Annotated in this window: 15 protein-coding genes; 4 read left to right on the plus strand and 11 right to left on the minus strand. The window is 43.3% G+C overall.

Translation table 11 applies throughout. The annotated features are described in order from the left end of the window. Positions 1–106: 106 nt before the first annotated feature. Positions 107–958: a carbohydrate ABC transporter permease gene (locus AC3CH4_RS12065; protein WP_488543004.1), complete on the minus strand. Its 852-nt coding sequence runs from the start codon at positions 956–958 to the stop codon at positions 107–109. Next, the gene (locus AC3CH4_RS12070) at positions 958–1,878 is read right to left on the minus strand and encodes a carbohydrate ABC transporter permease (RefSeq protein ID WP_016784947.1); all 921 of its coding nucleotides are present in this window, start codon (positions 1,876–1,878) and stop codon (positions 958–960) included. Before AC3CH4_RS12070 ends, AC3CH4_RS12065 begins: the two co-directional genes overlap by 1 nt. A 296-nt stretch (positions 1,879–2,174) precedes the next feature. On the opposite strand from AC3CH4_RS12070, the gene AC3CH4_RS12075 reads away from it, so the two are divergent. After that, positions 2,175–3,257, plus strand: a complete 1,083-nt coding sequence (locus AC3CH4_RS12075; RefSeq protein ID WP_488543005.1) for an ABC transporter ATP-binding protein — start codon at positions 2,175–2,177, stop codon at positions 3,255–3,257. A gap of 281 nt (positions 3,258–3,538) precedes the next feature. After that, complete coding sequence (locus AC3CH4_RS12080) at positions 3,539–4,879, plus strand: MATE family efflux transporter (protein WP_372198584.1); 1,341 nt, start codon at positions 3,539–3,541, stop codon at positions 4,877–4,879. A 209-nt stretch (positions 4,880–5,088) separates the two neighbouring features. Here AC3CH4_RS12080 and AC3CH4_RS12085 read toward each other — a convergent pair whose 3' ends face one another. Both AC3CH4_RS12085 and AC3CH4_RS12090 read right to left on the minus strand, forming a co-directional pair. Beyond that, positions 5,089–6,786, minus strand: a complete 1,698-nt coding sequence (locus AC3CH4_RS12085) for a solute:sodium symporter family transporter (RefSeq protein WP_017080747.1) — start codon at positions 6,784–6,786, stop codon at positions 5,089–5,091. 101 nt (positions 6,787–6,887) lie between these two features. Continuing rightward, positions 6,888–8,990: an alpha-galactosidase gene (locus tag AC3CH4_RS12090; protein WP_488543006.1), complete on the minus strand. Its 2,103-nt coding sequence runs from the start codon at positions 8,988–8,990 to the stop codon at positions 6,888–6,890. 248 nt (positions 8,991–9,238) lie between these two features. On the opposite strand from AC3CH4_RS12090, the gene AC3CH4_RS12095 reads away from it, so the two are divergent. Continuing rightward, entirely contained in the window at positions 9,239–10,312 is a 1,074-nt protein-coding gene (locus tag AC3CH4_RS12095; protein WP_488543007.1) for a LacI family DNA-binding transcriptional regulator, read from the plus strand. Positions 10,313–10,547: 235 nt separating this feature from the next. On the opposite strand, the gene AC3CH4_RS12100 is transcribed toward AC3CH4_RS12095, so the two are convergent. Then, positions 10,548–11,474 carry a LysR family transcriptional regulator gene (locus AC3CH4_RS12100; protein ID WP_488543008.1) on the minus strand — a complete coding sequence of 309 codons (927 nt, stop codon included), beginning with the start codon at positions 11,472–11,474 and terminating at the stop codon, positions 10,548–10,550. Between the two features lie 100 nt (positions 11,475–11,574). Here AC3CH4_RS12100 and chrA point away from each other — a divergent pair, with 100 nt between their 5' ends. Continuing rightward, positions 11,575–12,723: a chromate efflux transporter gene (gene chrA, locus AC3CH4_RS12105; RefSeq protein WP_488543009.1), complete on the plus strand. Its 1,149-nt coding sequence runs from the start codon at positions 11,575–11,577 to the stop codon at positions 12,721–12,723. A gap of 150 nt (positions 12,724–12,873) precedes the next feature. Here chrA and AC3CH4_RS12110 read toward each other — a convergent pair whose 3' ends face one another. Genes AC3CH4_RS12110 through AC3CH4_RS12135 form a run of 6 tightly spaced genes read right to left on the minus strand, consistent with a single transcriptional unit; the run spans position 12,874 to position 19,984 of the window. Beyond that, the gene (locus AC3CH4_RS12110) at positions 12,874–13,794 is read right to left on the minus strand and encodes a glycosyltransferase family 2 protein (protein WP_488543010.1); all 921 of its coding nucleotides are present in this window, start codon (positions 13,792–13,794) and stop codon (positions 12,874–12,876) included. Next, entirely contained in the window at positions 13,791–15,566 is a 1,776-nt protein-coding gene (locus AC3CH4_RS12115) for a hypothetical protein (RefSeq protein ID WP_488543011.1), read from the minus strand. The genes AC3CH4_RS12110 and AC3CH4_RS12115 overlap by 4 nt, the downstream gene beginning before the upstream one ends. 18 nt (positions 15,567–15,584) lie before the next feature. Then, entirely contained in the window at positions 15,585–16,589 is a 1,005-nt protein-coding gene (locus tag AC3CH4_RS12120) for a tetratricopeptide repeat protein (protein WP_488543012.1), read from the minus strand. Next, positions 16,586–17,557, minus strand: a complete 972-nt coding sequence (locus tag AC3CH4_RS12125; RefSeq protein WP_017084215.1) for a type II secretion system F family protein — start codon at positions 17,555–17,557, stop codon at positions 16,586–16,588. The genes AC3CH4_RS12120 and AC3CH4_RS12125 overlap by 4 nt, the downstream gene beginning before the upstream one ends. Before the next feature lie 3 nt (positions 17,558–17,560). Further along, the gene (locus AC3CH4_RS12130) at positions 17,561–18,526 is read right to left on the minus strand and encodes a type II secretion system F family protein (RefSeq protein WP_017084216.1); all 966 of its coding nucleotides are present in this window, start codon (positions 18,524–18,526) and stop codon (positions 17,561–17,563) included. Between the two features lie 9 nt (positions 18,527–18,535). Beyond that, positions 18,536–19,984, minus strand: a complete 1,449-nt coding sequence (locus AC3CH4_RS12135) for a TadA family conjugal transfer-associated ATPase (RefSeq protein ID WP_029224627.1) — start codon at positions 19,982–19,984, stop codon at positions 18,536–18,538. Between the last annotated feature and the right edge of the window lie 29 nt (positions 19,985–20,013).

Here is a 20,013-nt window from a genome sequence, read left to right on the forward strand (position 1 = left end):
TGTTTTAGTTTCTCTTCAATAATTCATCCATTCGGGATGCCGTTAGCAATAACGACTTAAAGCCGTCGCTATCGCTAGATTCGTGTATCTATTCTTATCTCGTTATTTACCCTTTGGTCGCACCTAATGTCAGGCCAGCAATAAAGTGTTTCTGCATGGTGAAGAACAGCACGACTGGTGGAATGGCAGCCACGACAGCTCCCGCAGACATAAACTGCCAAGATGCCAACCACTGGCCTTGTAGTGAGCTCAATCCCGCCGTTACCGGGCGAACGTCATCACTCTGAACCAGTACTAGTGCCCAGAAGAAATCATTCCAAATAAAGGTAAACACCAACACAGCTAGTGCAGCTAATGCAGGGCGAACTAAAGGCAGCACCACATGCCAAAATATTTTCCATTCGCTGACTCCCTCCACACGCGCCGCTTCAATCAACGCGTCGGGAATACCCACAATAAAGTTCCGCATGAACAAGGTACAAAAACCGGCTTGGAAAGCGATATGGAAGAGAATCAACGCCCAATGGGTATCGTAAAGGCCCAGTCCAATCGTTAGATCACGCACTGGAATCATCAAGATTTGGAACGGAACAAAGTTGCCCGCAATGAACATCGCAAATATCCACACATTGGCTTTGAAGTTGTATTTCGCCAAAGCGTACCCGGCCAAAGTCGAGAGTGCGACAGCCCCTGCGACCGCTGGCAGTGTGATGATCAAGCTATTGATTAAGTACTGCCCCATTGAGGTCGAGGTAAAAACTTGGGTGTAGTTCTCAATGAACTGAATCTCGCTCGGCCAGCCCCAGTAATTACCTTTGTTGATGTCATCCATCGAACGAATCGACGTCATCATCACGGCGATAAGCGGTAATAACCACATCACGATCGAGATCGGTAACGCGACTCGGTAGCTGATATTAGTAAAGCGACCGGCTTTTTGAATTGGTTGCGGAAACATTATTTTTCACTCCTTAACATGCGCCACAAGAAGTAAGCGATATAGATATCCATAATCAGAAACAGCACCACTGAAACCGCCGCACCGTAACCCATTCGATAGTTAAAAATAGACTCTTCATACATTTGATACGCCAGTACCGTCGAGCTTCCCCAAGGTCCACCCGCCGTCATGGTTGCCACTAAATCGAAAGAACGAAGGGCACCAATTACGGTCACAACCACAGCAATAAACGTCGCAGGTCTTAGTTGAGGAAGAACTACATACCAGAGCATGCGCCACTTCTTTGCACCATCCAGTCGCGCCGCTTCTAATTGCTCTGGGTCGAGATTGTTCAACCCCGTGAGATATAAGATCATGCAATAAGAAATTTGTGGCCATAGGCCCGCGGCAATGATTCCGTAGGTCACATAGTCTTCATCAGCGAGTATGGAAACGGGCTCAAAACCGAAGGTACCCAATACCATATTGAAAAGACCAAATGATGGGTCATAGAACCAAGAAAATACGAGGCCGACCACCACTTGAGAAATAACAAAGGGGAAAAAGAATAAGGATTTAACGACACGAATGCCTTTCACTTGTTGGTTTAGGAAAAGGGCAATCGCCAAGCCACAAGGTGGCGCGAGCATAAAGAAGATCAACCAAAGAAAGTTATTCGTTAAGGAGGTGTAGAACGCATCTGAGTCAAACAGTTCGCGATAGTTCTCGAGCCCTACCCACTCTTTCTCACCGAGCCCGTCCCACTCAAAGAAACTGAGCCAAATGCTGTCCAAGATCGGATAAACAACATAGAGAGAGAAGATGGCGATAGCAGGTGCCAAGAACAACCAAGGCGATACCTTAGAACTAATACGTCTTTTCTTCTTAGCCGATGGGATGCGATTTTCTGGGTATATCGTTTTCACAGATTGCTCCATTTCCCGGAATTCCTTGTCTTCAAAGCTTCATTTACTATTTGATAAATTTCCACCTAGATTTCTAAATTTAATCTAGCAACTCAGCATTTATGGTAATTACGTTCAAATATTAGGCTTATTGATAATATTACGCACAGTTATGTTTTAATTTTGTAAACGTTTCCACAAAAATCAGTATGATTTGTAAAATTTGTATGACCCCGATCAATAATTTATCCGAGGCATCTAACAAATTTCTGATGAAAGCGTATGTTTTAAAGGCAAAGTGATGTAGTCCAACGAAGCAAGGAGAGAGCATGGCTGATATCAGCTTAAAACAGGTCATCAAACGATATGGTGATGTTCAAACGATCCATGGTGTTGATCTAGAAATAAGTAACGGCGAATTCGTAGTATTCGTTGGACCGTCTGGTTGCGGTAAATCAACCCTCTTACGCTTAGTTGCTGGCTTGGAAGAGATTACTGAAGGTGAGATCCATATTGGCGATGATCTTGTTAATGATGTCGATCCTGCCGAGCGTGGCGTGGCGATGGTATTCCAATCCTACGCGCTCTACCCTCACATGACCGTTGAAGAAAATATGGGCTTTGGCCTTAAAATGAACGGTGTTGCCAAAGAAACCGTCGAGAAACAGGTCACCAGTGCCGCGAAAACGCTTCAGCTAGAACCTTTATTGAAACGTAAACCTAAAGAGTTATCGGGTGGACAACGTCAACGTGTCGCTATCGGTCGAGCGATAGTTCGCAACCCAAGAGTGTTCTTATTTGACGAACCTTTGTCTAACCTAGATGCAGAACTTCGTGTCGATATGCGCTTACAAATCGCCAAACTGCACCAAGATCTGCAAAATACCATGATTTATGTCACGCACGATCAAGTCGAAGCAATGACGCTTGCTGACAAAATCGTGGTACTAAGAGACGGTCGAGTAGAACAAGTTGGTTCACCTCTCGAACTGTATCATTCTCCACAAAATGAGTTTGTGGCCGGCTTTATTGGCTCTCCGAAAATGAACTTCTTACCGTGTATCGTGAACAGCACCTCAGAAACTCATGCCCAACTGACCGTCAATGGACTTAATAAAATGACTCTACCATTGCCAAGTGATGGCCTTGCCGAAGGACAAAAATTGACTCTTGGTATTCGACCAGAACATTTGGAGATCAATGGCGAGTCAGATATCACTATTGAGTTCCAGAGCGAAGTGGTAGAACGATTGGGCAATAGTACTTATATGTTTGGCCAATCATGTGGTGTTGATAGCTTTAAGGTCCACCTACCTGGAGATCAAGAAGTCGCACGCTATCAGTCTCTCAATTTAAATTTCGCATCAAAAGATTGTCATCTGTTTGATGCTGAAGGTCAGCGTATTAACTAGGCTTTAAAAACGGTAGAGCTAGCTCGATGTCGCTAGCTTTACCACTTCATTTCAAGCTCATTTATTGTGCCACTTTTAAGTAGTTAAACGCTTCCACTCTCTTCCTCTTTACCTTATGAAACATCTATCAAAAGTTTCATAACTCACACCTAAATGTTGGCCTATGGAGGCTTATTCGCACTTTATTTACCCTTAATAGCTATCCGGACATTAATTTGATAGTCGTTTACTCAATAATGGCTAAACTATGGTGTCGCCTACCCCTTTCTGAGAAAACCTAAATGCCTAATGCTGATTCCACCCTAAATAAACGCATGGGAATCGTTGCGCTCACCTGGCCAATTTTTATCGAAGTTCTATTAAGAACAGCCCTCAACACCAGTGATGTATTCATGTTATCGGGGTACTCAGACAAAGCCGTGTCTGCCGTTGGTGTTATCTCTCAGATATCCTTTTTTCTGATCATCGTCTCAACCATGGTCAGCAGTGGTACAGGCATCCTAATCGCACAATACAACGGTGCTTCTCGCACTCAAGAGAGCGCTCACGTGGGCGTGGCGAGCATTATCTTGGCCATTATTACCGGTGTGTTACTCAGTATTATTGCAGTTCTTGGTGCTGAATATTTTATTCCGCTCTACCAACTGGAAGCTCAAGTCGAACAGTACGCTCAAGAGTATCTGTTTATCAGTGGTGCTCTCACCTTTAATGTCACGATAGGTGTCGTTCTCACCACGATTCTACGCAGCCATGGCTATTCAAAATCACCGATGGTCATCAACATGATTGCAGGTGTGATCAACATCTTCGGCAACTACTGCGCACTTTACCAACCTTTCGGGTTGCCAGTGTACGGCGTACAAGGGGTTGCAACGGCGACAGTTATTAGCCAAGTGATCGGCTTATTGATCTTAATCGGTGTCGTAAGAAACAAAGGCATTGACCTACCGATGAAACAGTTCAAATCTGTGCCTAAAGCTATCTATCAAAAAATCATGAAGATCGGCTCTATGAATGCGGGAGAAGTACTCTCTTACAACATGGCGCAAATCAGTATTACCTTCTTTGTGGTGCAGATGGGAACGTCTTCACTGGCCGCGTTTACTTACGCACAAAACATCGCACGTCTCTCTTTTGCCTTTGCCTTAGCCATCGGCCAAGGTAGCCAAATCCAAACGGGTTATTACATAGGTAAAGGTTGGATAGATGAGATAGCCAACCGTGTACAACGATACTTTGTAGTAGGCTTTATCGCCTCTATCACCATTACCTGCGTGGTCTATATTTTCCGATTCGAGATTTTGGATTTATTCACTCAAGACCCAGAGATCATCGCACTGACTGCCGCACTCATCGCAGGCTCGATACTATTAGAAGCTGGTCGCGTGTTTAACCTAATTTTCATTTCTTGCTTAAAAGCCGCAGGCGATATTAAGTTCCCTATCAAAATGGGCATTCTTAGCATGTGGGGCATTGGCGTTGCGATGAGTTATTTACTTGGTGTGCATTGGGGTTATGGCGTATTTGGTGCTTGGATGGCAATCGCGATGGACGAATGGTTCCGCGGATTGATCATGGTTCGTCGCTGGCGAGCGAAGAAATGGACTCGTTTTTCTTTGTGAATTTGTAAGTAGTCAGTAGTCAGTAGTCAGTAGTCAGTAGTCAGTAGTCAGTAGTCAGTAGTCAGTAGTCAGACAGTAACCAATCATAAAAACAATATGTTAGGCATCTCATTCATTACAATTGAGATGCCTTTAAAGTTATTAGCCAACTATGATCCTTTTACTTATCAAGCTCATTTTAAAAGAACGAATAGCAGGCTCAGTGGAGGTTATGCGGCAGCTTCAAGAGCTTTCTTACGCTTTGCTAATCGGCCAAAAATACCGACTAACATTACAATGCCGCACACACCGTACACCTGCATGATGGTTGGATCATCCGAGACAAAACCAACATCAGAGAACATCACGTAAGCACCCAATACCATGTAGAGAATGATAGCCGAAGCTTCGAAACGGAATGCCCAAGGCGTGACATCAATGTTTTCATTCACAGGCATCACGTAATCATCTTCACGTGGCATAAAGTAGCCAATGATGAACATCAGCGCTGTACATACAACAAACAGAATCGCTAATTGGTGTAAGAAGTGAATAGGTGTTTTGAACACTAACTGCATCGCAGCGTATGAACTTACAAATACCACCAATGCCACTTTAGCCGCTAGAGCTGGCACACGTTTAGAGATGTACCCCACAAACACGATAGTAAAGATTGGCACACTGAAGAATCCCGCTACCATTTGTAGGTATTGGAACAAACCTTCTGGTGCGTACATGATGAATGGTGCGATACATACCGAGATAATCGCGATCACAACGCCAAAGATACGGCCTTTACCCACCAGCTCTTCATCCGTTTTACCTTGGCCAAACAAAGGTTTGTAGACATTCAATGCGAATAGAGTGGTCGAACTGTTAAGCACACCATTAAATGTACTTAGGATGGCACCAAACATAACCGCGACAAAGAAGCCAACCAACGGCTTAGGCAAAACTTCGTTTACCAAGCGCGTGTACATGGTGTCAGGGTTACCGGCATCAGCGCCAAACATGTGGAATGCAATGATGCCTGGAATAATTAGGAACAGCGGAGAGATAACCTTAATTGCCCCCGCAAGAATCACCCCTTTCTGACCTTCTTTTAAGTTCTTAGCACCCAACGCACGCTGGATGATTGATTGATCCGTACCCCAGTAGTAAAGGTTCACAAGTAGAAGACCTGTAAACAAGGTTGAGAACGGTAGTGGATCAGTCTCTGTACCAACCGATTGCAGTTTCTCTGGCGCTGCATAAAGCAGAATATCCAAGCCAGCACCAAAGCTGCCCTCGCCCAACACCATCAAACCAAACACGGGGATCATCATGCCGCCAACAATCAGGCCTACGCCATTAATCGTATCCGCAATCACAACCGCTTTTAGGCCGCCATAAATCGCGTAAAAGAAGCCAAGTAGACCAATCGTCGCCGAAATAAGGGCTATTGAACTAAACTCTGAAATATTTAGCAGAGCTTGAACATCAAAGATCTCTCCCAGAACAACGGCACCGGCATAAAGTGTGGTTGGCAAGATATTGATGACGTACTGGCACAAGAAAAGTAACGTCACAAACTTCTTCACCGACATGTCGTAACGGCTCTCTAAGAAGTCTGGAATCGTCGTTATCCCTTGCTTCAGGTAACGCGGTACCAGCATCAGAGCGATGATGACTAAAGTGACACCTGAGGCCACTTCCCACCCCATGACACTCATATTGTGGGTATAAGCTTGTGCGCTCATGCCAACAAAGCTAGTCGCGCTTAAGTTGGTTAAAATTAGGGAGCTGGCAATCAAACCACCGGTTAAGCTTCTTCCGCCGAGAAAGAAACCGTCTTGTGAGGTGTTCTTGTCATTTTTAACTTTGTTGTAGGTAAACGCGACAACAAAACCAGTAAATAACAAGAATGACAGCAGAACTGTAATAGACATTTTGTTTTCCTTAAGTTTAGTTATTGCGGCAGCAATTCCTCGCTGCCGATTATATTTTTATATTTAGAATTTTATTTGTAGGGGTACTCAGAGTTAGCGCTTCATATCTTTTTCAGATGAACAATCAAGGCTGACTCTGGGTCTAGAATCGGTAAGGTCAATCCAATTTCCTTGAGGTTATCGCCACTCAGGGTCAACGTTTTGTCGAGCCATTGGGGGCGCTGTTTCATCAACTGGAAACTGGTTTTTGGCATGTCCACTAACTTCACTTGATACATCGCGTTGTCTTCCACGCAGCTAATACGAAGTGGCGAAGGCAGAGCATATTCAGGCATCGCTAATTGGCACACGGTGATCAGCATTTCATCGTCATTTTCAACGCCATAAATGTTCTGATTTTTGTCCGAAGGATCCATTCGGAAACTACGGCCAGAATGTAAAACATGACGAAATTGCTTATGCAGTGAAATGTAATGTGAGAATGCTTGTTTCTCTTCCGGTGACTCTTTAACAGGGTCAAGCTCAACACCCATATGCCCCATGAGTGCAGTTACACCACGCATATTGATGCTGTGACGACGATTGGTTGAGTGGCATTCTGCTGGGCCAATGTGCGCCCCCATCACTTCTGGTGGGAAGAAGTAACTCATGCCTTTCTGAATGGCTTGGCGCTCTAAGGCATCATTACAATCCGATGCCCAGAAACGATGGGTTCGTTTTAGAATTTCAAAATCGATACGGCCGCCGCCCGAAGAACAAGATTCAATCTCGACTTCTGGGTGCGCTAGATTCAACTCATCAACAAGGCGATATAGCGCTTTAGTTTGACCATGCACAGCTGCTTTACCTTGATGCCCAGGTTGAACCAACTCTCGGTTCATATCCCACTTTAAATAAGTGATGTTGTACCGAGTCAGCAGCGCATTGAGGCGTTCATACAAGTAGTTAAAACACGCTTCATTTTGTAGGTCTAACACGTATTGCCAACGGCCAGATGGTTGATGATACCCTTGTAAACCAAGCACCCAATCAGGATGATTTCGGTAAAGATTAGAATCTTGACTTACCATCTCAGGTTCAACCCAAAGGCCAAACTCCATACCCTGTTGGTTTACATGTTCAATCACAGGTTCTAAGCCATTTGGATATTTCACCTCATCCAAATACCAGTCGCCCAGTGCGGTACGTTCACCATCACGCCCCACAAACCAACCATCATCAATAATGAAACGTTCAACGCCCATCACGCCCGCTTCCGTTGCCATCTTCATGATGTAGTCAGGCTTGTGATCAAAATAGATCCCTTCCCATGTATTCAAATGAACGGGACGAGGTTTATCGGTTGGGAATTGAATAATGTTGTCGCGAACAAACTGCTGAAAGCGTTGTGCGATGCCATTTAAACCTGAGTTGCTGTAACAGCCGAACAGCCAAGGCGTTTGGTAGCTTGCTTGAGATTCCAGAATGGATTCGCCTGCAAGTAACAACTCACCAGCTTGAACAAAGCGGCGACCATCACTACGAACATCCGCGCGCATTTGGTGGTTACCGCTCCAGCCCAAATGAAATCCCCATACCAAACCATGTTGCTCAGAGAACCCTTGAGTCCCTGCAAACATCCCCGGGAAATTCTCGTGAGATGTGCGACCACGACGGTTTTCTTGCATGAAGCCACCGTGTTCAAAGCGTTGGCGTTGCGTTTGAAACTCATGACACCAACGGCCATGGAACGTCATAAGCTCGTTAGCATGATTCGGCAATGGCAGCGTTGAAGAAAGCTTATTCAGGTAGTATTTGTTGCTGCCTTTATTGGTGAGGGTCACACGCTTTTGGACGACGTCAGATTCGAAGTCCAGTTTGATCTCAACCTTAAGCTCCAGTAGAGCAACCTTGTCTTCAAGGAAAAAACTCACTTCTTGATCTTGAGCATCGTAACGAACGGTCTTAAAGACGGGAGCCCAATCAAGCCCTTCTCTATGACCTTCAATGCCAGGAGCGTTAAAGTGCCCACAGCCTAACTCAGGACAAAGAGAGAGAGGCACATCCACATCCAGTCGCGCTTGAGAAATTGGTCTCTCTGTCGAAAGCAGAAGATCTTCATCAATACTTGCGATCTTTGCTCCCCAATGCAAAACCTCTGGAACACGCCCTGATTTAATGATCAAACTATGATTTTTACTCTTTAAGTGAATAAATTCGTTCATTACTAATCTCTATTGTTTTCGTAAACATAATATAGAAATAATAGTGAACCCATCACGTCAGATTAGTATCTAATACCGACAAATACGTGATGTGAATTGGCTTTAACATTCGAAAAATTTGCACAAGATCGACTGTTTCCGGAAACATTTTTAATGTTTTAAAAGACATTTGTTTGAGAGTGAGCAGAGTTTAGTTTGGTAAATTTCGGTAGGCTTAGTTCACTCTAAAATATTCGATGAGCAGAGCGATGAGTATCACCTTTAAAGACGTAGCAAAACTGGCAGGGGTATCCACCCAAACAGTATCTCGAGTAACCAATGGATCACAAGACGTCGCGGAATCCACCCGCAACAAGGTTAACGCCGCCATAAAGCAACTTGGTTATGTACCCAATAAAGGTGCTCAAATGCTCAGTCGAGCCAAGTCCACCAGCGTTGGTTTAGTCACTCTCGATATGGCACTGCATGGCGCAGCAATGATTGCAAATGGCGTGCGAATGCAGGCTCATGATATGAGTTATGGCGTCGCTTTCTCTGTTGTTTCCGAGCCTAATCTCGCGAACACCCGTGAGGCAATTCGTGAATTGATGGCTCAACAGGTCGACAGCATTATTCTGAATGTGCCTTTAGAGAGTGCCGATGCAGAATTGTTAGTGGAACAATATCAGCACCTCAACCTTATCTTCATTGATGTCCCCTCTAACAGCCAAGTGAACTATGTTTGCGGTGATCATGCAGAAGGAGCAAAACTGGCGGCCCAACATCTACTTGAAAGCGGACGAACGGACTTCCTACTGATCACTGGCCCGAATGAATCCAGTGCCTCAAAGATTCGCCATCAAAGTTGGTTAGCCGCGTTATCAGATGCAGAGAGTAAGGTGAAGTATCAATATCAAGGAAACTGGCAAGCAGAAAGTGGTTATCTTGGTGTTCGAGAAGCTGTCGCTAAACAAGCCGTATTTGATGCCGTGTTAGTGGCAAGTGATCAGATGGCATTAGGGGTTTTACGCGCGCTGCAAGAACTGCAGGTTCCAGTCCCTGACAAGGTTGCGGTCGTTGGCTTTGATGGCATCGAGGACAGTGCGTTTTTTAATCCACCGCTGACCACCATCAAGCAGGACTTCACCACGATTGGCCGACAAGCAGTGGTACTTGCAGAGAAGCTCAACGCCAACTCACAAGATGCTTTACTGCAGCACCATATCGAAACTGCATTACTCCCAAGAGAAAGCAGCCAACCTAAGGTGACGGCTCACTATGAAAAACAGGAGATCGAGCAACTGCTAAAAAGGATTCAGACCCTTTTGCCAGAATCGAAATAAAAGAAAAAGCGCTAGGGGGAGCTAGCGCTTTAAGACCAACTAAGTCCGTTTAGCCTGGTAGTTTTTTAAGCTATATCATGAGGATATAACCAATTTTTTTACTTAGGTAAATCAAAAAGCCTATTCTTTACGACTGCTTTGAGTCGTAAATTAAGTATAGTCATGTTCTGGTAATTAACCGGATTTTTTTAGGGATAATTTGGACAAACTTAACGACAAATCACAGCTAATAAATTTACTCACTAATCACAGATGAAATAGCTTTAGCAATCAACTTTCTAAGTAATTTATTTTTATCATCTAGATGCTTTGCCTTGCGGTAGACAAGCTGTATATCAAAATCTGGAACATCAATAGGTGGTTTCACCGCCAGTAAAGTATCTTCGGTATCAATATCATTACGCGCCACGAGCCGAGGAACAATACACAACAACTCTCGACCACGAATTAATCGTTTTACTGTCAAGAAGTTACTTGAAGATATAGCGACTTTTCGACTAAAACCTAGCTCAGCCAATCGAATATCAACACCCGTTTTTAGAGCCCCCGCAGGAGAAACCAATGCATGTTCTACAGACACAAACTGCTCTAAAGACATTGGCTGTTCAATAGATAAAACCGACGGATCGAACAAACAGACATGTTGCTCTGTATACAAATGCTTTGTTCGATAAGGCTTTGGTACCTCACCAAAATTGCCGATCGCGATATCGAGCTTAGCGTCTTCAAACACTTGTTGATAGTTGCTTCGATTGACATTGAATAACGTCACTTGAGAATAAGGCGAAGATTGCTTAATAAGATCAAACAACATTGGAGCGAACATCTGCTCTGCATAATCGGTAAGTCCGATCTTCCAAGTGCCTTTATAGGTTGCTACATCAAACGATTTAGACAACAGTACTTCTGACTGAATGGTATTGAGTAAGGCATCGACGGTGCTTGATAATTCAATCGCTCGGTCGGTCGCTTCCATCTTGCTACCGACCCGCTCAAACAAAGGGTCATCAAACAACTTTCTCAGTCTTTGTAAGCTATGACTCATCGCAGATTGGCTGACATAACAACGTTCAGCCGCCTTACTAACACTGTTGGTTTTATACAGAGCTTGCAGTGCAATCAATAAGTTAAGGTCAATTCCTTTCCAGTTAAAATCAGCCACAAATCAATCCCATATTATTCATAGTTATAATTAAAATAATTAATTTGAATCATAGTTCAACTCCACCTAAATTACGCTAAACATTTATCTGGAATCGATCATGCTTTCAATTTTTAAAACCTTTTTCTGGCTTGGCTGGATTAGCTTCGGTGGACCTGCGGCACACATTGGCTACTTCCGTAAAACCTTTGTTGAGAAACTGAATTGGTTATCCGACGAAGAGTACGGGCAAATTGTCGCCCTCAGTCAATTTCTGCCGGGTCCAGGCTCAAGTCAGGTTGGCTTCGCGGTTGGTTACAAAAAAGGTGGCTTAACCGGTGCGATTGCCGCATTTGTCGGCTTCACCTCCCCTTCAGTCATCCTAATGTTGATATTGGCCTTAGTGAGCAACCAGTTGTTAGAAGCGCCGCTTTTCATTTCAATCATCCACGGACTTAAGCTACTCGCGGTCGTGGTTGTAGCTGACGCCACTTTCGGCATGTACAAAAACTTTTGCCAATCAAAGGTAGCAACAGCACTGTGTGTGATCACCGCGATTGTTCTACTTTTGATTCCTGGGATCTGGCCTCAAGTCTTAGTGCTCCTATTTGCAGCAATCATTGGCAGCAAATTTTTAACCTCACACGAATTAAAAACAGCACCTTCGACGCACAAGATATCGTTAACACCACTCGTGATTTTCGTTGCTTTACTGGTTGGTCTGCCTCTATTCAGTGCTTACTCTCAAGGCATTGAAGTATTTGGCTTGTTCTACCAAGCAGGCAGCTTGGTATTCGGTGGCGGTCACGTGGTTCTTCCGTTGTTACAGAATGGCATTGGTGACCAACTGTCTCAAGATACCTTCCTAACAGGCTATGCCGCAGCGCAAGCCGTACCGGGCCCGATGTTTACGTTAGCCACTTACCTAGGTTATGTATTAATGCCATCAGCACCGATCACAGGGGCACTGCTCGCAACAATTGCAGTGTTCTTACCGGGCTTCTTATTGCTACTGGGCGTACTGAAGAACTGGCAGGCAATTGCGAGTAAGCCTCTGGTAGCTGGGGCGCTTACAGGTGTGAATGCGGCTGTAGTCGGCTTATTACTTGCGGCTCTATACCAACCCATCTTCACAAGTGCAGTGAGTAGCGGCTTAGACTTCGCTCTGATCATTGTTGGTGTTTGGCTATTGAAAACCGTGAAGATGCCGATTGTAGGTTTAGTGGGGATCTTCATGTTATTGGGTGCGATTACCGGTCTCGCAATCTAAGTAATAATTGAGAGTAAGAGGTAGGGGAGCTAGTCGCCTACTTCTTACTTTAATCAAAATCGCCATCACAGCAGCAATTATACAATTGCAACTCCACCTAGCACTTCAAGCACTCGAGTGCAGCTCCCTTGGCCAAAAACCTCGGCCTAATTATTTATCGTCCTTAAATCTTAAAATAGAGAGTATTCTCATCTCTCGCCTACCTCGTGATACGTTATCGAGTATCAAACCGCAGAAAAAAGACATCACAGCGATCAAAGCTATTGAGCTAGACAAAACAGCTGTAGGTAGCCTTGCCACTAAACCCGTATCAACGAATTCAACAATAACGGGAATACCTAAGCTCAATGAAATAAGACCAAGCAATATCGAGAGCACGCCAAAGAAAAACATTGGTTTTACATCTCTCAATAAGAACAAGATAAAATTTAGTATCTTGAGGCCATCACTCAAGGTGTTCAGTTTACTGGAGGTCCCTTCCGGTCTAGATTGGTATTTAGTTGAGACTTCTTTGATTGGCATATTATGGTGTAACGCATGCACGGTGAGCTCTGTCTCTATTTGGAAGCCATCGCTGAAGATAGGTGCGGTTTTGACAAATCGATGGCTCATAATTCGATAGCCAGAAAATACATCATTCAATTGTGCATTGAATGCTAAGTTAATCAGTGATGAAAACATCTTATTCCCAAGGATATGTCCTTTTGGGTAAGCCATTGAAGTTCGCTCACGACTTCCAATAATCATATCGAGCTTTTCATTACTTAATTGCTCGATCAACACCGGGCATACTGACGCATCGTAAGTGTCATCGCCATCAGCCATCACATAAACATCAGCCTCAACATCAGAGAACATCCGCCTCACGACTTCCCCTTTACCTTGGCGAGGCTCATGTCGCACAATCGCCCCAGCTTGTAACGCCTCGTTGACCGTGTTGTCGGTCGAATTGTTGTCGTAAACATAAATGGATGCATCTGGTAAGGCTTTTTGAAAAGAGGTAACCGTTTCGCCAATGGCTCCGGCTTCGTTATAACATGGGAGTAATATTGCAATTTTCACACTATTCATGAACTTCCCCTTACCCTAAAAACTCGATAACCACTTTCAATGTCATCGTGTATGACCTCCAACCAAGTAGGCGTATCTGAACTATAGAGTTTATTAATAAGCGCTCCCTCTCCCGCTGATTTTTTTAAAATTAACAAGTGAGGATCGTTGCCAACAACAATAACATCGATGTTTTTGTCTATAATCTTTCGTTCAGCCAACACAAGATCTTCTTCCAACATCACCTCAATCAAAAACTGGTTACCGACAATATTTCGGTGATAAGGCGCAGCAATAATACTGTTGCTGGTTTTCGCTAATACTGGGGCTCCCGTCTCCATACCTGAAAGTATCGTTTGTGAGTTAATGCCATTGTCCTTTAACACATCAAAGAGATTGGGCGGTTTACTACCATTTAATTGAGTTTTAACGTCGTCCATGGGTGACAAAACAAGAATGCTAAATGCAATCGCTAACGGCGTTGCTGAAAAAATAACGATTGCTTTCAATATTGAAAACTTGATGTATTCAGACACTCGAATAGCAACGTAGGCCTGTAAAGGAGCCGCTACAACAAAACATAATCTAATCACCCTGATCTGCCAAAAAACCGCAAGTACGAGATTAAACATAAGAATCAGATACAGAATGGTACAGTGGTGGTTTTTATACCTAAATAATGGATATAAAATTGCAGGAGTGAGTAGCAATACATAATTATCTAAAGACAAAAAACCATTCATTGCAATATATGTTGCGACAGATTTCGCTTCGGCAACTTGATCAAGCCAATACAGCTTAAGTATCGGTGGGTAATCTATTAAGAATGCACTGGTGAGTGATGGGTAAAGAACGGCAACAGGGGCTAAACATAACAAACTAAGGGGAAGTAATAATATTAATCTTTGGGTCGAGTTCTGTTTTTGATTCGACAATCGATTGTATAAGTTAACGAAGGTCCATCCACTAAATAATAGAATAACAAGAATAAATGAGACCTCGTCATACTTAAAAATAAAGAACTCATCGTACGGCCTATTCAATAGGACTGCAAAAGCACCAAAAACTGCACAGGTCAAATATAACCTAGATATATAGATAAAAAACTCACGACAAAAAAAGCAGAAATACACCGTATAAGAAACAAGGAATGCCATAAATAACAATACATTATCCACCCCCGTCCACAAAGATAAAGACAGAAAAACAGACTGAGCATACACTCGCCATGATTGTTTTAGGTTGTTGAACGTAATTGGTGTTATAGATAAGAAGAGAGTTGCTAAAACAAGCTGGATATTATGATGGTCAATAGAACCAGGTAGGAAGTGTATGATAGCAGGAGAAAAAACTGCGAACATCATACTTACAAATCGATACTTCTCTCCAAAGTAATGTTCGCATAGATAAAAGCATGAGAGCGCATACAAGAATAAGTAGAGTAAAGGGACAATGGAAATTGAGATTGCATACGCGATACTGTCATCAACCATAAATAGCAATGGGAAAGCGACTAAAGATAGTATTAGGTCAGGAAATCGAGACCAATGAACAATAATACCATCAGCGGCATTGAAGTTGCTCATCGGCTCTAGATACCAATGGCCGTTCTTCATCCACTCTTGAAACTGAACAAAACGCATATAGTCGTCATTGTCATTCAAGTTGAGTATTGAAACGCTTTCCCACTTATAAAAAAATATCACTGTGGCACAAACTAGCCAAAGAGCAGAAATTGCAATGATATCTCTATTAAAGCTTTCGCGTTTAGGCAATATGAATATCCTTTTCATTGAGCCAAAATCAAATCCCTATTGCTCCATCTCTCTCACTTCCGCTAGTGCTCTGTTTAAGTTTTCATTAGCCACTTTATAGTAAGATGATTTTTTATTGATAGCTTGTTGTAAATAAGGAACTGCCTGATCGGGCTTTCCTTGTAATATCAAGAAGTAGCCGACATTATTTAACGCCTCCGGAGCTTCCATATGCCTCATGAATACGTTGGTTGCTTTTTTTATATCCCCAGATGCTAAATAAATAAGCGCTAGGTTATTTTGAGCTTTTTCATTATTAGGGTCCAACTCTAAAGCTGAACGCGTGTATTGATAGGCTTCCTTGTAGTTACCGTACATGTAATGAGAATAGCCCATATTCAACAAAGCTTTGACTGAACTTTTATCTATCGTCAGTGACTTTTTAAAGTACTCTTGTGCAATCTGATGCTTCCCGTCAACATCTTCCAGTACACCAATCCCCATATAAGCCAATGCTGGAGACATACTATCGACCTTCAAACTGGCCACTTCACTTTGGCTCAACGCTTGGTAATTTTGGATAGTTTCACTGCTTTTTAAACGAACTTGATCTGAATTAATCGCTTTAAAGAAATAACTACGCCCTTCATCTGTACGACGTTGTTTGGTGTATAGAACGCCTAACTGTTCCAAAACTTCTGTGTGGGCGGGGTTAAAATCTAGTGCTGCAAGGTAAGCTTTCTCGGCCAACGCATAGTTACCGCGAGACGAATGTATTTGGCCAATAGTGAACAGGGTTTTATCGTGAAACTCTTTTTCAGGGAAAGACAAAGAGCGTATGTATTCATACAACGCCAAATCTATATTATTGTCTCGCAGAGCAATGTCACCGCGCATAATTGCTTCTTTTTCATTTAGCGGTGGATCATCACTAGTCAAACTATCGATTGGTTTACCCGAATACAATTCGGCATCAAATTGGTTGGTTGGCTCATCGGAAGAAGCACAACCAAGTAGCAAAATTGGCAATAGTAGTAGAAGAAACTTATTGTATAAAATCATAAACTTGCTCCCGGCGCACTTAATGCGTCCATTACGATCAAGAGTCCAGGGCCAAGTGCAACAATGAAAAAGCAAGGCCAAATAAATATCAACATAGGGAATAACATTTTAGTCGGTATTTTCGCCGCTATTTCTTCAGCGGCTTGCTGACGCTTATCTCTAAAATCTTCAGTATAGTCACGGAGCGTTTGCGCTAAGCTTCCGCCCATTCTCGATGCATGAGAAAGTAAAGAAACCAAACCTTCCAATTCGACTAAACCGGTTCGTTCGATAAGCTGCCTAAGTGCGTCAGGCATGGTGACACCCGCTTGAATTTTAGCAAATACCGTCTCTAGTTCATCCGCGAGTTCAGGCTGAGAGACATAGAGCTCTGATGCAACACGACCAAGAGCCGCATTAAAACCAAGTCCAGACTCAGTACATACAACAAGAAGATCTAATGCATCAGGAACACCGTTTCTTATTTTTTTCTGACGCTCTTTTTGTAGCTTAGATAGAATAATATTAGGTGTGAATGTACCAAGAAAAACACAGATCATGATGAGTAAATTATTGTACTCTCCGCCCAACGCTATGTAATAAACCATAAAAGCAGCGACGATACCTATCAAGCTAGATAGAACCTTCAACGCATAGAAAACCGATAATGAACTCTTTTCATGAAACCCTGCATGCATCAACTTTTCCGAGTAGGTTTCATTATCTTTTTTATTACCTTTACTTAAAAAAGGGCTTAATGATTCGAGCGTATTAGAGAAGTTATAAGGTTTCCTGCCAGTCGGAGATCCGTCTTCTGATATTTGTCTCAGCTTCTTGTCCAAAGGAGAGCGGGCTCCTAAAAAAAGAAATCCAAGCGTTAGTGTTAACAAGACTGTTGTAAGCAAAATCATCGAATAGATAACCATCTGAGAGCTGACCCCAAAGTCTGCTAACATCTGCTTCCAAACTTCAATATTTAATAATTCCATAGGTTAAATCTCTATGCTGATGATCTTTTTAATCCACAAGGCTCCGATAGCCAAAAGAACTATACCGACACTCACCATAGAGAGACCGCGTGGATCTGTGTAAAGTGGCTCGATGTATTCGGGACCAGCTACCCGCATAGCAAAAAACAAACCAAAGGGTGATAACGTTAAGATCCATGCTGACAACCGACTCTCAGCCGAGAGCGTTTTGACTTTCCTTTCCAGTTTAAAACGCGCTCTAAGTACTTCAGATACCTTTTGCAAATTCTCGGATAAATTTCCCCCAGTCTCTTTCTGCAACATTACGGCGCTAGAAAAAGCTAGCATTGAAACGGTTGGGACTCGCTCTGCCATTTGTAAAATTGCCAAACGTAAGTCATAACCATAGTTGAGCAGGTTATAAGTGTTCTTAAACTCGGCACCTATAGGATCAGGGAGCTCTTCTCCAACCTCGTTAAATGATTGAACCAACGGTTGCCCGGCTTGCAATGCTCGTCGGATAACATCTAAAGCCTCGGGAAGCTGTTCCTCAAATCGAGCCATTCGGTTGGTCACTCGATTTTGCACAAATAGATAGGCAACAACCCAAGCAAAAATGAATGCCGCGACACTAATGAACCATACTTGGTTGGTCATTATCGCTATCAATGTAAGCGACACACCACAAAGAGAAACTATGAGTAAAAAGCGGCTCAATGCTAATTTAAAGCCGGCTAGTTCCAACATTTTCTTTAAGCCAGCAAAATATGGAATGACGATTAACTTGCGGTCTACTGGAGATAAATCTTTGTTATAGTGTTCTTTTAGTAATGACAAACTCTCTGCATCGATATTACGTTGCGTCTCTTTCAAGCGTCGAGACAACTCTTTGTGCTTCGCTTTTTTCCCTGCAGCAGGGAGCAACAAAGCTTGAGAGATAAAAAGCACCGCAATGAATAATAGACCTAATGAAACGCTTACATTGTCCATAATATATCCTTAGCCTTTGGTCTCACTAAAGAGCTCAAAAGGCAGGTCGAGTCCACGTTTGACTAACTGGTCATGGTATTGAGGCACAACCCCCGTTGCCGTGAAATAACCGATAATATTGCCGTCTTCATCAATACCTTTACGCTGAAAACGGAATATTTCCGACATCGTAATCACCTCACCTTCCATGCCGTTGATCTCTTGGATACTCACCATACGACGCTTACCATCTTCTTGGCGTTCCATTTGAACAACAAGGTGGATAGCCGAAGCAATTTGAGCTCGTAAATTTTTGGTTGATATGTTCCACCCTGCCATCGAGAACATGTTTTCGACACGACTTAAGGCATCACGAGGGGTATTAGCGTGAATGGTAGCAAGAGATCCATCATGACCGGTATTCATCGCCGCTAGCATGTCAACGGCTTCGCTACCACGAACCTCCCCAACCACGATTCGATCAGGTCGCATACGCAAGGTATTTTTAACCAATTCGCGCTGGCTGATTTCTCCCTTCCCTTCTAGGTTCGCAGGACGGGTTTCTAGGCGAATGACATGTGGTTGTTGCAGTTGTAATTCTGCCGAGTCTTCTATGGTAATAATTCTTTGGTCTCGCGGAATGAAACCAGAAAAGATATTCAGTGTGGTTGTTTTCCCTGACCCCGTCCCTCCTGAAATCAAGATATTCAGCTCACCTTTCACCGCAGCCTCTACAAATTTAGCCATCTGAGGCGAGACTGAGTCGTAACCAATTAAGTTATCCATCGTCAAACGATCGACGGCAAAACGACGAATCGAAACTGAAGGGCCATCGAGTGCGAGAGGCGGGATTATCGCATTAACACGGGAACCATCAACTAAGCGGGCATCTACCATAGGTGATGCTTCATCGATACGACGACCAACCTGACTGACGATACGATCAATAATGTTTCTTAAATGGCGGTCATCAAGAAAAGTATAGGGCGTTTTTTCGAGTTTACCCCTTCGCTCAACGTAAACACTTTTTGGGCCGTTGACCAATATATCCGACACAGTTTGATCAGCTAATAAGGGCTCCAACGGACCAAGACCAAAAACTTCATCTTCTATCTGTTTGATAACCCGTTTACGACCTTCTGCGCTGAGTGCATGACTACCATCATCAGCCATCAACTGAACGATAGCTTCATGCAAATCTAGCTTGGCGCGCTCTTTCTCCAAGCTAGAAAGTAATCCTAAGTCTAACGTTTCAAGTAACTGCTTGTGAAAGAAGTGTTTGATTGATAATTCTTGCTCCAGTACTTTTCGAGCTTCATCGATCGCTTTCTCCCTTTCAACGCTAGCTTCTGTCCGAGAGTTACTGGACGTCTCAACACTTGATAAACGTTCAACAGGATTGGCATCTTCTGAATCATGCGAAATCTGTTCTACTTTTTTTTCAAACTCTGGATTTACATTTTTTCGTTTAAAGAACATCACAATCCCTCGTGTTTACTTTTCATCAA

This window comes from Vibrio sp. QJM3NY_26 (genome assembly GCF_057786005.1).

Excerpts from the sequence above, each read along its gene's own strand:
- AC3CH4_RS12065 (WP_488543004.1), bottom strand. The coding sequence starts at position 958 with ATGTTTCCGCAACCAATTCAAAAAGCCGGTCGCTTTACTAATATCAGC.
- AC3CH4_RS12070 (WP_016784947.1), bottom strand. The coding sequence starts at position 1,878 with ATGGAGCAATCTGTGAAAACGATATACCCAGAAAATCGCATCCCATCG.
- AC3CH4_RS12075 (WP_488543005.1), top strand. The coding sequence starts at position 2,175 with ATGGCTGATATCAGCTTAAAACAGGTCATCAAACGATATGGTGATGTT.
- AC3CH4_RS12080 (WP_372198584.1), top strand. The coding sequence starts at position 3,539 with ATGCCTAATGCTGATTCCACCCTAAATAAACGCATGGGAATCGTTGCG.
- AC3CH4_RS12085 (WP_017080747.1), bottom strand. The coding sequence starts at position 6,786 with ATGTCTATTACAGTTCTGCTGTCATTCTTGTTATTTACTGGTTTTGTT.
- AC3CH4_RS12090 (WP_488543006.1), bottom strand. The coding sequence starts at position 8,990 with ATGAACGAATTTATTCACTTAAAGAGTAAAAATCATAGTTTGATCATT.
- AC3CH4_RS12095 (WP_488543007.1), top strand. The coding sequence starts at position 9,239 with ATGAGTATCACCTTTAAAGACGTAGCAAAACTGGCAGGGGTATCCACC.
- chrA (WP_488543009.1), top strand. The coding sequence starts at position 11,575 with ATGCTTTCAATTTTTAAAACCTTTTTCTGGCTTGGCTGGATTAGCTTC.
- AC3CH4_RS12110 (WP_488543010.1), bottom strand. The coding sequence starts at position 13,794 with ATGAATAGTGTGAAAATTGCAATATTACTCCCATGTTATAACGAAGCC.
- AC3CH4_RS12115 (WP_488543011.1), bottom strand. The coding sequence starts at position 15,566 with ATGAAAAGGATATTCATATTGCCTAAACGCGAAAGCTTTAATAGAGAT.
- AC3CH4_RS12120 (WP_488543012.1), bottom strand. The coding sequence starts at position 16,589 with ATGATTTTATACAATAAGTTTCTTCTACTACTATTGCCAATTTTGCTA.
- AC3CH4_RS12125 (WP_017084215.1), bottom strand. The coding sequence starts at position 17,557 with ATGGAATTATTAAATATTGAAGTTTGGAAGCAGATGTTAGCAGACTTT.
- AC3CH4_RS12130 (WP_017084216.1), bottom strand. The coding sequence starts at position 18,526 with ATGGACAATGTAAGCGTTTCATTAGGTCTATTATTCATTGCGGTGCTT.
- AC3CH4_RS12135 (WP_029224627.1), bottom strand. The coding sequence starts at position 19,984 with ATGTTCTTTAAACGAAAAAATGTAAATCCAGAGTTTGAAAAAAAAGTA.